Source organism: Micromonospora sp. ABR4_055, assembly GCF_056160425.1.
In genome coordinates, this window is record NZ_JBSWXD010000166.1 from 1 (window position 1) to 14146 (window position 14146).

The 14146-nt window shown below is 74.1% G+C and carries 10 protein-coding genes and 2 pseudogenes; 4 read left to right on the forward strand and 8 right to left on the reverse strand.

What is annotated here, in order from left to right:
* The 4 genes and pseudogenes from ACXAHD_RS27265 to ACXAHD_RS27280 form a co-directional block, all read right to left on the reverse strand.
* Positions 1-237, reverse strand: a pseudogene (locus ACXAHD_RS27265) (hypothetical protein); the annotation flags it as partial.
* Entirely contained in the window at positions 171-1673 is a 1503-nt protein-coding gene (mptB, locus tag ACXAHD_RS27270) for a polyprenol phosphomannose-dependent alpha 1,6 mannosyltransferase MptB (RefSeq protein WP_281550783.1), read from the reverse strand. The gene mptB and the pseudogene ACXAHD_RS27265, both read right to left, overlap by 67 nt.
* A complete protein-coding gene (locus tag ACXAHD_RS27275; RefSeq protein ID WP_281550784.1) occupies positions 1666-4758 on the reverse strand; it encodes a bifunctional [glutamine synthetase] adenylyltransferase/[glutamine synthetase]-adenylyl-L-tyrosine phosphorylase in 3093 nt (1030 codons plus the stop codon). The genes mptB and ACXAHD_RS27275 overlap by 8 nt, the downstream gene beginning before the upstream one ends.
* A 7-nt stretch (positions 4759-4765) precedes the next feature.
* Positions 4766-5524, reverse strand: coding sequence for a type 1 glutamine amidotransferase (locus ACXAHD_RS27280; protein WP_281550785.1), 759 nt, complete (start codon positions 5522-5524; stop codon positions 4766-4768).
* Between the two features lie 226 nt (positions 5525-5750).
* On the opposite strand from ACXAHD_RS27280, the gene ACXAHD_RS27285 reads away from it, so the two are divergent.
* Positions 5751-6662, forward strand: coding sequence for a S66 peptidase family protein (locus ACXAHD_RS27285; protein WP_281555644.1), 912 nt, complete (start codon positions 5751-5753; stop codon positions 6660-6662).
* A 116-nt stretch (positions 6663-6778) separates the two neighbouring features.
* Positions 6779-7285 carry a hypothetical protein gene (locus ACXAHD_RS27290; protein ID WP_281550786.1) on the forward strand — a complete coding sequence of 169 codons (507 nt, stop codon included), beginning with the start codon at positions 6779-6781 and terminating at the stop codon, positions 7283-7285.
* Positions 7286-7395: 110 nt separating this feature from the next.
* Here the strand turns inward: ACXAHD_RS27290 and ACXAHD_RS27295 are convergent, their stop codons facing one another.
* Positions 7396-7821, reverse strand: coding sequence for a DUF350 domain-containing protein (locus tag ACXAHD_RS27295; RefSeq protein ID WP_281550787.1), 426 nt, complete (start codon positions 7819-7821; stop codon positions 7396-7398).
* Between the two features lie 76 nt (positions 7822-7897).
* Positions 7898-9250 (reverse strand): type I glutamate--ammonia ligase, encoded by a 1353-nt coding sequence (gene glnA, locus ACXAHD_RS27300; RefSeq protein WP_123602782.1) that lies wholly within the window; start codon positions 9248-9250, stop codon positions 7898-7900.
* 340 nt (positions 9251-9590) lie between these two features.
* Here glnA and ACXAHD_RS27305 point away from each other — a divergent pair, with 340 nt between their 5' ends.
* Together ACXAHD_RS27305 and panB are read left to right on the forward strand one after the other, a co-directional pair.
* Positions 9591-11402: an NAD+ synthase gene (locus tag ACXAHD_RS27305; RefSeq protein ID WP_281550788.1), complete on the forward strand. Its 1812-nt coding sequence runs from the start codon at positions 9591-9593 to the stop codon at positions 11400-11402.
* A 129-nt stretch (positions 11403-11531) separates the two neighbouring features.
* Positions 11532-12434 carry a 3-methyl-2-oxobutanoate hydroxymethyltransferase gene (gene panB, locus ACXAHD_RS27310; RefSeq protein ID WP_281550789.1) on the forward strand — a complete coding sequence of 301 codons (903 nt, stop codon included), beginning with the start codon at positions 11532-11534 and terminating at the stop codon, positions 12432-12434.
* Between the two features lie 59 nt (positions 12435-12493).
* Here panB and npdG read toward each other — a convergent pair whose 3' ends face one another.
* Together npdG and ACXAHD_RS27320 are read right to left on the reverse strand one after the other, a co-directional pair.
* Positions 12494-13189, reverse strand: a complete 696-nt coding sequence (npdG, locus tag ACXAHD_RS27315; RefSeq protein ID WP_281550790.1) for an NADPH-dependent F420 reductase — start codon at positions 13187-13189, stop codon at positions 12494-12496.
* Between the two features lie 97 nt (positions 13190-13286).
* Positions 13287-14146, reverse strand: a pseudogene (locus ACXAHD_RS27320) (RNB domain-containing ribonuclease); the annotation flags it as partial.

Sequence of the window (14146 nt, forward strand, 5' to 3'; positions counted from 1 at the left end):
GGGGGGGGGGGGGGGGGGGGGGGGGGGGGGGGGGGGGGGGGGGGGGGGGGGGGGGGGGGGGGGGGGGGGGTGGGGTGGGGGGGGGGGGGGGGGGGGGGGGGGGGGGGGGGGTGGGCTCTTCTCCCCCCCCCCACCGCCGTTTCGTTGCCCGGACCTCCTCCAGCCGCCCGTCAGCTCGCCCCGGGGCGCCGGGCGGACCGGACCGCCCGCACCACCAGCACCACGATCAGGGCGCACATGGCGACCGTGCCCGGCGCCTTGGTGAGCGCGGCGACCCCCGTGCCGTCCGGCAGGACCAGGAAACCGGCGACCGCCACCGGCACCAGAAACCACCCGGTGCGGTACGCGGCACCGGCCAGCAGCGCCAACGGCCAGCTGAGGTACCACGGGTAGACGACCGGCGCGGCAAGCACCGTGGCGGCCAACGCCAGCCCCGCCCCGAACACCACGGTCCCCCGGTCCCAGGTCTGCGGTGGGCCGACGGAGTCCGCCACCGGCACGGCACGACTGTCCGGGCCCCGCCAGCCGGCCAACGGTCCACCGCCACGCCACACCCGCCACCACAGCCACATCAGGAAGCCGGCGAGCAGCGCCAGGCCCACCGCGCGGGCCGGCCCGACCGCGTCCAGTCGCACCCCGAACAGCCGCCCCAGGTAGTCGATCAGCAGCCCGACGGCGGTCGGCGGCGAAATCCACTGCCGCGAGTCGCCGCTGTGGGTCAGCCCGTCCACCCAGCCCAGGCCGAGCCCGGACAGCACGGTGGTGGCTGTGACCGCGCCGACCACCCCCGCCACCACCAGCGCCCCGGCCCGCACCAGGGCGGCCGGGCGGCGCGGCCCGGCCACCGCGAGTGCCGCCGCGAACGGCACCACCACCAGCGCGGTCGCCTTCACCGCGACGGCCAGCCCGAGCAGCAGCCCGCCGGCGACGGCCGCCATCGCGGGCCGGCGGGCCGATCCGGCGGCGATCACCCACAGCGCCGCGACCAGCAGGCCGACCATCAACGCGTCGTTGTGCGCCCCCGACACCAGGTGGATGAGCACCACCGGGCAGCCGACGGTCAACCACAGCGCCCGGCCGGCCGGCAGGCCGCACCTGGCGGCCAGGCCGGGCAGCGCAACCGCCACCAGCACCAGCCCGGCCACGGCGGTCAACCGCAACGCCAGCAGGGCGCCGGTCAGGCCGGCACCGACCGCCACCGCCAGCCCGGCGAGCCAGACGAACAGCGGCCCGTACGGGGCCGGGGTGTCGCGCCACAGCGGGGCGACCGCGTCGACCCAGGGACAGCCCTGCCCGGTCACCCCGGCGTACGGGTCGCCGCCGTCGCGCAGGATCCAGCCCTGGCAGGCGTACGAGTAGGCATCCCGGCTGCCCAGCGGCGGTGCCACCAGCAGCGGCACCACCCAGAGGCCGACGGTGGTCAACGCCCACTGTACCGACGGCACGCCGTGCTGGGCCGACCACCAGGCCCACGTCATCGCGCCGGTGCCGGCGGCCCAGGCGAGCACGCTGAGCACGCCGGTTCCGCTGGTGAAGACCGCCCAGCCGGCGGCCGGTGGTTCGGGCAGCGCGCCGCCCAGGCCGGCGGCGACCGCGAGGGCGACCGCGCCGGCCAGGCCGACGTAGCGGATGAGGTGGTACCGCGTCCCGGGCTCGCCGCAGCGGTCAGGCACCGAGGACCCGCTCCGCCGCGGCCCGGCAGCGGCGGGCGGTCCGCAGGTAGTCGTCTAGGAACTGGCCGGGGTCGGTGCCGCCGAGCAACCGGACCACCCCGGCCAGCTCGGCACCGTGCCGGGGCAGCTGGTCGGTGGCCCGGCCCCGGACCAGCATCAACGCGTCGCGGACCCGGGAGGCGAGGACCCAACCGTCGCGCAGCGCGGTCGCGTCGGCCCGGTCGACCAGGTCGGCGTCACGGGCCGCAGCCAGCGCGACCAGGGTACGGGTGTCACGCAGCGCCGGCACCGCGTGCCCGTGCCGCAGCTGGGTCAGCTGCACCGCCCATTCGACGTCGGCGAGCCCGCCCCGGCCGAGCTTGGTATGGGTGGCCGGGTCGGCGCCGCGCGGCAGTCGTTCGGTCTCCACCCGGGCCTTGATCCGGCGGATCTCGACGACCTGCTCCCGGCTCAACCCGCCGGCCGGGTAGCGGACCGGGTCGGCGACGGCGACGAACTCCTCGCCCAGCGACGGGTCGCCGCAGACGAACCGGGCCCGCAGCAGCGCCTGCGCCTCCCACACCTTCGCCCACCGGGCGTAGTACTGGGCGTACGCCGCGAGGCTGCGCACCAGCGGCCCCTGCCGGCCCTCGGGGCGCAGGTCGGCGTCCACCCCGAGCGGCGGGTCGGGGGCCGGCATGCCGAGCAGTCGGCGCAGCTCCTCGGCGACCGCGCGGGCGGCCGCGCTGGCCTCGTCGTCGGCGAGGCCGGGCGGCGGGTCGTAGACGAAGAGCACGTCGGCGTCGGAGGAGTAGCTCATCTCGTACCCGCCGAGGCGGCCCATGCCGATGATCGCGAACCGCAGACCGCCCGGCGGCGGCACGGTCTCGACCGCGACCCGCAGCGCGGCGGCGAGCGTGGCGTCGGCCACGGCGGACAGCCCGGCACCGACGGCGGCCACTTCGAGCCGGCCCCGGGCCTCCCGGGCCGGGGCCAGAGCGCCGGCCCGGTTGAGCACGTCGGCGCAGGCCAGCCGGAGCAGTTCGCGGCGGCGCAGGGCCCGCACGGCGCGGACCGCCTGGACCGGATCCGGCGGCTCGCCGCCACCGCTGCCGAGGTGGCGGGCCGCGGCGGCGTCGAAGCCGGTGCGCAGCACCGCCGCGTCGCGCGGGGTGAGCTCGGCGTCGGACGCCAGCATCCGCAGCGCCTCGGGCTCGCGGGCCAGCAGGTCGGCTGCGTACCGGGACAGCCCGAGAGTGCGGGCGAGCCGGCCGGCTACCAGGCCTTCGTCGCGCAGCAGCCGCAGATACCAGGGGGTGCTGCCGAGCTTGTCGGACACCTGCCGGTAGCTCAGCAGCCCTCGGTCCGGCTGGGGGGCGTCGGCGAACTCCTGCAGCAGCACCGGTAGCAACGTGCGCTGGATGGCGGCGGTCCGGGAGACGCCGCCGGTGAGGGCCTCCAGGTGCCGCAGCGCCCCGGCCGGGTCGGCGAAGCCCAGCACCTCGAGCCGACGCCGGGCGGCCTGCGGGGTCATCCGCAGCGACTCGGCCGGCACCCGGGCGACGGATTCGAGCAGCGGCCGGTAGAGCAGTTTGGCATGCAGGCGGCGTACCTCGGTGGCGTGACTGACCCAGTCGGCCCGGAACGCCTCGACGACGTCGGTTTCGGGGGTCGAGGCGTAGCCGAGGGCCTGGGCGAGCCAGCGCAGCGCCACCGGGTCGGCCGGCACGGTGTGGGTACGGCGCAGCCCCTGCAGTTGCAGCCGGTGCTCGACACCGCGCAGGAACCGGTAGCCACGCAGCAACGCCTCGCCGTCGGCGCGGCCGACGTACCCGCCGGCGACCAGGGCCCGCAGGGTGGGCAGCGTGCCGGGGGCCCGCAGCGTCTCGTCGACCCGACCATGCACCAGCTGCAGCAGCTGGACGGCGAACTCGATGTCGCGCAGCCCGCCGGGGCCGCGTTTGATCTCGCGTTCCAGCTCGCGGGGCGGGACGTTCTCGATGATCCGGCGGCGCATGGCCCGCACGTCCTCGACCGCCTCCGGACGCTCGGCGGCGTGCCAGACCAGCGGCGACAGCAGCCGAATCCACTCCTGCGCGAGGTCACGGTCGCCGGCCGCCGGCCGGGCCTTGAGTAACGCCTGGAACTCCCAGGTCCGGGCCCACCGCTGGTAGTAGGCGAGGTGGCTGGCGAGGGTACGGACCAACGGCCCCCGGTTGCCTTCCGGGCGCAGTGCGGCGTCCACCGGCCAGGCCACCAACCCGCAGATGTGGATCAACCGGGTGGCGACGGTGGTGGCGACCGTCAGGTCGGCGTCGTCGGCGGCGACGAAGATCACGTCCACGTCGGAGACGTAGTTCAGCTCGTCGCCGCCGCACTTGCCCATCGCCACCACGGCGAGGCCGGGCGGATCGCTGCCGTCGGGCAGCTCGGCGACGGCGATGGCGTACGCGGCGGACAGGGTCGCGTCGGCCAGCGCGGACAACGCCGCCATGGTCTGTTCGAGACACCGCCCGCCGGTCAGGTCGGCCGCCGCGATCCGCAGTAGGGCCAACCGGTACGCCCGGCGCAGCGCGGTGACTGCCGCCGCGCCGACCAGCGGGGTCGACGCGGCGTCGGCATCGGTGATGGCCGGGGCGACGTCGAGGACACCGTCGGCGGCGGGGGCCACTCCGTTCTCGGTGGCGAGCACCGACCACTGGTCCGGGTTGGCGACCAGATGGTCGCCGAGACTGGACGAGGCACCGAGGACGGCGATCAGCCGCCGACGTAGCCCCGGGTCGGCGTGCAGGGCGTCGAGCACCGGCGACCCGCCGGCACCGGCGCCACCGGTGCCGTTGCCGGTGTCGTCGTTGCCGGTGGCGGCGTCGCGCCGCTGCGCCTCGACGAGCCGGTGCAGCTGACGCAGCGCCAGATCGGGGTCGGCGGCCCGGGACAGCGCGGTCAACAGTTCGGCGGCCGGCGGGTCGACCGGCTGCTGCGCCTGCACCTGCCACAACCCGAGCCCGTCGGGGCCGAGCAGGTCGGCGGCCCGGACGGTGTCTGTACCGCTGACGTCGAAGCCGTACCGGGCGAGCCGGCCGGTGGCACTGGTCGGTCTGGTCATCGGGGGCCTAACTGCCGAGCAGCGGAAGGGTCCGGGGGATGTCCGAGTCGGGCAGCTGGCCGAGGGCGAGCGCGGCGAACCGGACGGCGAACGGTTGCCAGACCTCCTCGATGTCACCGAGCACCTCGACGCAGGCGTCGACGACCACGTCGGCGGGCAGGCGCAGCTCGGTCAGGATGGTGGACCCAGCCGCCCAGGTGCTGACCATGTCCCGGTCGCACTCGATGTGGAACTGCAGCCCCCAGGCCCGGTCACCGAGGCGGAATGCCTGGTGGGGGTAGTGCGTGGAGGCGGCGAGCAGCACCGCGCCGTGGGGCAGCTCGGTGATCTCGTCGACGTGCCACTGCAGCACGTCGGGTGCGAGGGGCACAAACCGGAACAGCGGGTCGGTGGCGGCGGCGTCGCGCTTGCCGACCAGCGCGGGCCCGATCTCCGGGCCGGCGGCGCTGCGTTCGACGGTGCCGGCGTGCGCGGTGGCGAGCAGGTGGGCACCGAGCCCGATGCCGAGGGTCGGGATCCGGTGGCGGACGGCCTTGCGCAGCAGCCCTTCGACCGCAGGCAGCCAGCTGGCGGCCGGGTCCGGACCGACTGCGGACGGACGGCCACCGAGGACGATCACCGCCGGTCGGTCGGCCAGGTCGGCCGGGACCGGGTCGTCGGCGTACGGGCGGCACACCTCGATCGGCAGGCCGGCTTCGGCGAGCCACTCCCCCAGCCGTCGCAGGTCGTCGGTCGGGTCGTTCTCGATCACCAGAGCGCTGCCCACGTGTCGAGGCTATCCAATCGGCCGGGGCGGTGACCGTAGGTGGTGCCTGCGTGCTCGCGGTTGCGTACTCGTAAAATCTGCTCGCTCGGACCGGGACCAGATCTGCTCGCTCGGACCGGGAACCTCGCGTAGTCTCGCGCCGGTGACCGACCCGCGACCGGCCGACCGCCGAGGTGGCGAGCCGCGTTCCCCAGCGGCTGAGCCGGTCCGACCTGGCGCTCCGACGCTGCACCCGCCCGCGCTGCGACCCGGTGACGAGGTCCGGATCGTGGCCCCGGGTGGGCCGGTCGCAGCGGAGCCGGTCGAGCGGGGGATGGCCGTGCTGGCTGCCTGGGGCCTGCGGCCCCGGTTGGGCCGGCACGCGCTGGGCCGGCACGGTTTCCTGGCCGGCACCGACCGGCAGCGGGCCGCCGATCTCGCCGAGGCGTTCGCCGATCCGGCGGTACGGGGCGTCGTCTGCGCCCGGGGCGGCTACGGCACCCAGCGGGTGGTGGACCTGCTGGACATGGCGGCGGTACGCCGGGATCCGAAGGTGGTCTGCGGCTACTCGGACATCACCGCGCTGCACCTGGCGCTGTGGCGGGGTGCCCGGTTGGCGACGCTGCACGGGCCGGTGGCGGCATGGGACGACGAGCGGACCCCGGCGGTGTCCGCCGGGTCGCTGCGCCGGGCGCTGATGGAGCCGGTGCCGACGGTGCTCACCCGGTCGCCGGACGAGGCCGGCGCGGCGGTGCTGGTGCCGGGTCGGGCCGACGGCACCCTGCTCGGCGGCAACCTGACCGTGCTCGCGGCCTCGGTGGGCACCGCCGACCTGCCGGACCTGACCGGGGCGATCCTGCTGATCGAGGAGATCGGTGAGCCGCCGTACCGGGTGGACCGGCTGCTCACCCAGCTGCGCCGGGCCGGTGCGCTGGAGCACCTGGCCGGGGTCGCGGTCGGCCAGTTCACCGACTGTGCCGACCGGCACGGGGTGGACGTCGCGCAGGTGCTGGGCGAGCGGCTGGGCGACCTCGGTGTACCGGTGCTCGGTGGGCTGCCGCTCGGGCACGGGCAGACCCCACGCACCGTCGGCCTCGGCGTACCAGCCACCCTCGACGCCGCCGCCGGCACCCTCACGGTCTCCCCCGCCGTGCGCTGACCTGAGCTGGCCGGACTCTCAGCCCACTGACAGCTTCGGCACGGGTTGCGTTGAGGGCGGCCGGGCACCGTCGGTCAGGTCATCGCACCACACCGAGACGACATCCGGAGGTCGACTTGTCCAGAAGGATCACGAGGAAGCGGGCGCTCGCCGGCCTGGCTGCGGCGGGCGTGCTCAGCGTCGGGATCGCGGCGCCGACCATCGCCTTCGCGCAGGAGGGCGCCGAGCCGAGTGCAAGTGCCAGCGCCGACGGATCGACCGGCGAGGAGCGCCGGGCGGCGAAGACGACCGAGTTGGCTGAGGCGCTGGCCGCGGAACTCGGCGTCTCCGCCGACGACGTCACCGCCGCCCTGGAGAAGGTCCGTGAGGAGCGGGCCGGCGACCGGCCCGAACGCGGAGATCGGCCGGAGGGGACGGCCGACCGGCAGGCCGCGCTGCAGGAGCGGCTCGACGCGGCGGTCGCCGATGGGAAGCTCACCCGGGCCGAGGCCGACGCGGCGCTCAAGGCGTACGAGGAAGGGGTGCTCGCCGGCCCCGGACGCGGCGGTGGTCCGGGCCGTGGCGGCCCGATGGGCGGTACGGACGAGGAGCCGAACGCCGCCGAGTCGCCGGACGGCACCTGACCCGATCCCGCCCCCGAAAGGTCCTGGCGCCGGAACGCCCTTCGCGGGGTTGCTCCGGCGCCAGGATCGTCTTCGCGCCGGCCGGCGGCGGCCGGGGACGACGAGCCGGCTCAGGCGATGCAGGCGCAGACGATCAGGGCGGCGCCGAAGTGCGACGCGGCGCTGACCCGGGCGGCGGGGTGCGGCTCGTCGGAGCAGACCACCGCGCCGAGCCGGCCGGGGGTCAGCCAGTCGAGCACGGCGAAGGCCAACGCCATGATGCCGAGCCCGATCAGTCCGAAGAGGACTGTCGAGGCGAGCCCTTTGGTGAACGACGGGTAGCTCGTCAGGATCGCGGTGAAGACGATGCCGGCGACGCCGAGCTGGTTGGCGGCGAGCAGCAGCGCCGCGTTGCCGTTGCGCTGAACCCAGATCAGCTCGCGCAACTTCCCAGGGGTGAGCCAGTCGACCACCACGAAGCCGGCCGCCATCAGAGCGACGCCGACCGCTCCGAAGACGATGCTCTGCCAAGCTCCGGTGAGCAGATCCTCCAGCACGCACGTTCCTCCCGATCGGGTCGCCGCGGGGGCGGCGAGTGTCGGGAGGGACGATAGCGTGGCGGCGCCAGCCTGCTCAGAGCGCGCCGAGGTAGCGGCGACGCTCGTACGGGGTGACCTCGCGGCGGTACTGCTCCCATTCGGAGCGCTTGTTGCGCAGGAAGAAGTCGAAGACGTGCTCGCCGAGCACCTCGGCGATCAGCTCCGAGCTGGCCATCACCTCGATGGCCTCGGAGAGGTTCTCCGGCAGCGACTCGTACCCCATCGCCTTGCGCTCGGCGGCGGACAGCGCCGACACGTCGTCCTCGGAGCCCGGCGGCAGCTCGTAGCCCTCCTCGATGCCCTTGAGGCCGGCGCCGAGCATCACCGCGAAGGCCAGGTACGGGTTGGTCGCCGAGTCCAGCGAGCGGACCTCGACCCGGGCCGAGTTCGGCTTGCCGTACGCGGGAACCCGCACCAGCGCGGACCGGTTCAGGTGCCCCCAGCACACGTACGCCGGGGACTCGGTGATCCGGTCCGGCAGCGCCTGCGGGAACAGCCGCTTGTAGGAGTTGACCCACTGGTTGGTGACCGCGGTGTACTCGCGGGCGTGCACCAGCAGTCCGGCGATGAACGCCTTGGCGACCTTGGAGATCTTCATCGGATCGCCGGCGTCGTGGAAGGCGTTGCGCTCGCCCTCGAACAGCGACAGGTGGGTGTGCATCCCGCTGCCCGGCTGGTCGGTGAAGGGCTTGGGCATGAAGGTCGCCGCGACGCCGTGCGACAGGGCGACCTCCTTGACCACGTGGCGGAAGGTCATGATGTTGTCGGCGGTGGTCAACGCGTCGGCGTAGCGCAGGTCGATCTCCTGCTGGCCGGGAGCCACCTCGTGGTGGCTGAACTCGACCGAGATGCCGATCCGCTCCAGGGCGAGCACCGCCTGGCGGCGGAAGTCACGGGCCACCGCGTGGGTGGTGTGGTCGAAGTAGCCGCCGGAGTCGACCGGCACCGGGGTGGACCCGTCGGCCGGGCTGTTCTCCAGCAGGAAGAACTCGATCTCGGGATGGGTGTAGAAGGTGAAGCCCTTGTCGGCGGCCCGGGACAACGCCCGGCGCAGCACGTGCCGGGGATCAGCCCAGGACGGCGTACCGTCGGGCAGCAGGATGTCGCAGAACATCCGGGCGCTCTCGCCGCTGACGCCGCCCTCGAACGGGAAAACCTGAAATGTGGTGGGATCCGGCATGGCGACCATGTCGGACTCGAAGACCCGGGCGAACCCTTCGATGGCGGAGCCATCGAAGCCGATGCCTTCTTCGAATGCTGCCTCAAGCTCCGCCGGCGCGACCGAGACGCTCTTGAGCGTGCCGAGCACGTCGGTGAACCACAACCGAACGAAACGGATGTCGCGCTCTTCCAGAGTACGGAGCACGAACTCCTGCTGACGGTCCACGTCTACCCCTCGTGACACTGGTCTGCCCGGACCGGTTCCATTCTCCGCGCTGCTGCCCTCCAGCGCAGGACCAGGTGCTGTCGGCTCCCACCTGAGCTGCCCAGTCTTTACCGACCTCGTTACACCGACGTTACGGGACCGCTCCGGTCGCGCACCTGGCGGGGCCAGCCGACAGTCCATACCATTCCGGCTCTTTGCTACCAATCGTCACGAAGGGGATATTAGACCACGATCACCGGGGCGCACCGGGGCATGTCCGCACAGTCACCTGACCGGTCCCCACCGCAATGCGTCTGCGACCGGCGGGGTGGTCGGAGTCGCGCTGGGGGAAGATAGCGACATGCCGACGCTGCGCATCGCCCTCGCCCAGGTCAACCCCACCGTTGGCGATCTACCGGGCAACGCCCGACTGGTCCGCGACTACACCCGTACGGCGGTGGACGCCGGCGGGCAACTGGTCGTGTTCCCGGAGATGATGCTCACCGGCTACCCGGTGGAGGACCTGGTGTTCCGGGAGTCGTTCGTCGCCGCCGCCCGGTCCGGCGTCGGGCAACTCGCCGCCGACCTGGCCGCCGACGGGTTCGGCGACGTACCCGTGCTGGTCGGCTACCTCGACGCCGACGGGCCGGCCGCGATCAGCGCCGAGGCCGACCCCGGCCGGGGTCCGCGCAACGCCCTCGCCGTGTTGCACGGCGGCACCGTGGCGGCCACCTACTTCAAACACCACCTGCCCAACTACGGCGTCTTCGACGAGGACCGCTACTTCGTGCCGGGCACCGCGTTGACCGTCGTGCGCGTCGGCGGGGTCGACGTGGCGTTGACCATCTGCGAGGACCTGTGGCAGGCCGGCGGACCGTTCACCGCCGCCCGCCGCGCCGGCGTCGGCCTGGTCGTCACGGTCAACGGGTCGCCGTACGAGCTGGACAAGGACGACGCCCGGCTGCCACTGGTGCGGCGGCGGGCCGCCGAGGCCGGCGCCACCGTGGCGTACGTCAACCTGGTCGGCGGCCAGGACGAACTGGTCTTCGACGGCGACTCCATGATCGTCGCCGCGGACGGCACACTGCTGGCCCGCGCGCCGCAGTTCGTCGAGCATCTGCTGCTGCACGACCTGACGCTGCCGGCCGCGGACGCCCCGGCGCAGGACCGCGCCGCGACCCCGGAGACCGCCGACGCGACGGCCACCCCGGAGACCCCGGACGGCCCGGACCGGATGACCGTCGACCGGGTGGCGGTCGGTGACCGGCCGGTCGACCCGACGGGTGGGCCGGTCAGCGGCGGGGTCGCCGAGCCGCTGCCGACCGAGGCGGAGATCTGGTCGGCGCTGGTGCTCGGGCTGCGCGACTACGTCCGCAAGAACGGCTTCTCCTCGGTGGTGCTGGGGCTGTCCGGCGGGATCGACTCGGCGGTGGTGGCTGCGATCGCGGTGGACGCGCTCGGCCCGGACCGGGTCGTCGGCGTCTCGCTGCCCAGTCAGTTCTCCTCTGAACACTCCCGGGCCGACGCCGCCGAACTGGCCAAACGGACCGGCCTGGACTACCGGATCGAGCCGATCCAACCGATGGTGGACCCGTTCCTGGCCAACATCTCGCTCTCCGGGCTGGCCGTGGAGAACCTGCAGGCCCGGGTACGCGGGGTGATCCTGATGGCACTGTCCAACCAGGAGGGCCACCTGGTGCTGACCACCGGCAACAAGAGCGAACTGGCGGTCGGCTACTCCACCCTGTACGGCGACTCGGTCGGCGGCTTCAACCCGATCAAGGACGTCTGGAAGTCGCTGGTGTGGACGCTGGCCCGGTGGCGCAACGACGACGCCGTGCGACGCGGCGACGAACCACCGATCCCGGAGAACTCGATCGCCAAACCACCCAGCGCGGAGCTGCGGCCCGGTCAGCTCGACACCGACTCGCTGCCCGACTACGCGCTCCTCGACGGGGTGCTCACCGGCTACATCGACGGCGATGCCGGCCGCGACGACCTGGTCGCCGCCGGGCACGATCCGGCGCTGGTCGACCGGGTGCTGCGGATGGTGGACCTCGCCGAATACAAGCGGCGGCAGTCGGCACCCGGCACCAAGATATCGATCAAGGCATTCGGCCGCGATCGACGGCTGCCGATCACCAACCGGTGGCGGGAGCCCGGCGACGGATGAGACCCACCGGGTGCCGGGTGAGGTGTGAATTCCTGCACTGAAGCCTCTCCGCGCCGGTGCCACCGGTGGCACCATCGGGACGTACCCCGGGGACCGCGACCGCGGCCACGAGGGTGAGAGGAGACGACGATGTCCCGATCCACGCCGGGCGCCGGGCCCAGCCAGTCAGCCACGTCCACCGAGCCGGCCGATCCCGCCACGCCGGCCGAGGCCGTCGCACTGTACGGCGGACCGGTCAGCCGCCGGGTCCGCACCCGTGACCTGGCCGCCGCCAAGGAACGCGGCGAACGGTGGGCCATGCTCACCTCGTACGACCAGTACACCGCCGCGATCTTCGACCGGGCCGGCATCCCGGTGCTGCTGGTCGGCGACTCCGCGGCGAACAATGTGTTCGGCCACGAGACCACCGTGCCGGTCACCGTCGACGAACTGCTGCCGCTGGTCCGGGCCGTGGTCCGGGCCACCCGGGGCGCGCTGGTCGTCGGCGATCTGCCGTTCGGCTCCTACGAGGAGGGGCCGACGCAGGCGCTGCGCACCGCCGTACGGTTCATGAAGGAAGGCGGCTGCGGCGCGGTCAAACTCGAGGGCGGCCGGCGGGTCGCCGACCAGATCGCCGCGCTGACCGGGGCCGGCATCCCGGTGATGGCGCACGTCGGCTTCACTCCGCAGCGGGAGCACACCATCGGCGGCTACCGGGTGCAGGGCCGTGGCGACGCCGCCGACAAGGTGATCGCCGACGCCCACGCGGTCGCCGAGGCCGGCGCGTTCGCCGTGGTGCTGGAGATGGTGCCGGGGGTGGTCGCCAAGCGGATCACCCACGACCTGCCGGTGCCGACGGTCGGCATCGGCGCCGGCCCGGAGACCGACGCGCAGGTGCTGGTCTGGCAGGACATGTCCGGCATGCGGTCCGGCCCGACCCCGCGGTTCGTGAAGCCCTACGCCGACCTCGCCGGGGTGCTCGCCGACGCGACCCGCCGGTACGCAGACGACGTCCGTGCCGGCCGGTTCCCCACCGCCGCACACACCTTCTGACCGACCGCCGTCACCGTCCGGCCCGGCGGATCGCGAGATCCGCCGGGACTGGGCGGAGCTCACAGATCGGTGACCCGCACCCCGGAATGCGCCTTGTACCGGCGGTTGATGGCGATCAGGTTGGCGGTGAACGCCTCGATCTGGTGCGCGTTGCGCAGCCGGCCGGCGTAGATGCCCCGCATGTCCGGGATCCGGGCGGCGAGCGCGGCGACGACCGCCGCCGCCTCCCGGTCCTCGGCGCAGATCAGGACGTCCAGGTCGATCCGCTCGATCTTCGGGTCGGCCAGCAACGGCGCGCTCAGGTGGTTGAAGGCGGCGCAGACCCGCGAGTCGGGCAGCAGCGCCGCGGCCTGCTGTGCGGCGCTGCCCTGTGCCACCGGCAACGGGTACGGGCCCTGCTTGTCGAAGCCGAGCGGGTTCACACAGTCGACCACGATCTTGCCGGCGAGCGGGTCGCGCAGTGCGGCGACGGTCGCCTCGTGACCCTCCCACGGCACCGCGATGATCACCAAGTCGGACCCGCCGGCCACCTCGTCGTTGCCGCCGCCGCTGATCACCCCGGCCGCGACCCCGGGCAACGCGGCGATCTCCTTGGCCGCGGCGGCGGCCCGGGTACCGTCGCGGGACCCGATGCGGACCGGCTGACCGGCGCGGGCGAGCCGGTACGCCAGGCCCCGTCCCTGGTCGCCGGTGCCGCCGATAATGCCGACCGTGAGGCCGGAGACGTCGGGCAGTGTGCTGGCGTCATATCCCATCCGCTCATCCTCACCCACCGGACGGCCGCACGGGACCGGACCGTGACGTCGACCACCACCCGGTTCCGCACCGGCCACCACCTGCTCCGAGATGTGGTCAGCCGCCGTCCGCGACGGGGACCGGTCCAGGCTCGTCGGCCGGGTACCGGAAGATCACCCGCCGGCTGGCCGGGTCGGCGGTGACCAGCCGGACCCGGACCCGTTCGCCGACCGGTGGAGCGCCAGTGCAGCGGGCGATCACCGCCGGCTCGTCGAGGGCGACGGTGCCGCGCGGCGCCCGCTTCGCGGTGCCCGGGTCGGCGTCCAGCACCGCAACGTCGAACTCCGCACCGACCCGGTTCGCCAACAGCACCGCCTCGGTCAAGTCGATCGCGGCGCGGGCCGCCGCACCGGCGGTCCGGTCGGTACCGGCCATCACCTCCGGCAGCCGGGGCAGCGCCTCGGCGACCGACGGGGGTACCTCCCGGCCAGCGGTCACCGCCAGGCAGACCTCCGTGGCGTACCGGTCGGCCAGCCGCCGCAACGGCGCGGTGACGTGGGCGTACGGGGCACCGACCCCGCCGTGGCCGGATTCTGCCGGCGGCTGGCCGGCGAACGCGGTGTACCGGGCACCGCGCAGCAGCTCGGCGGCGTGGTCCAGGAACGCGGCGCCGCGCGGCTGTGCCGCGTCTACTCCGGCGGTGACCTCACCGACGGCTGCGCCCGGCGGCCACCAGACACCCAGGGCACGGGCCGCCGCCTGCAGCCGGGTCACCGCCGCCGGTTGCGGTGCCGGCATGGTACGCAGCAGACCGACGCCGGCCCGCAGCATGATGTCGGCGGCAGCCATTCCGGTGAGCAGCGAGATCTGGGCGTTGTGCTCCTCGATCGGCAGCGGTTGACGCAGCACCAGTCGCCAGCCGTGGCCGGCTGGTTCGACGTCCTGGTCGGGCAGCGGGAGCGCGACCGCGCCCCGCG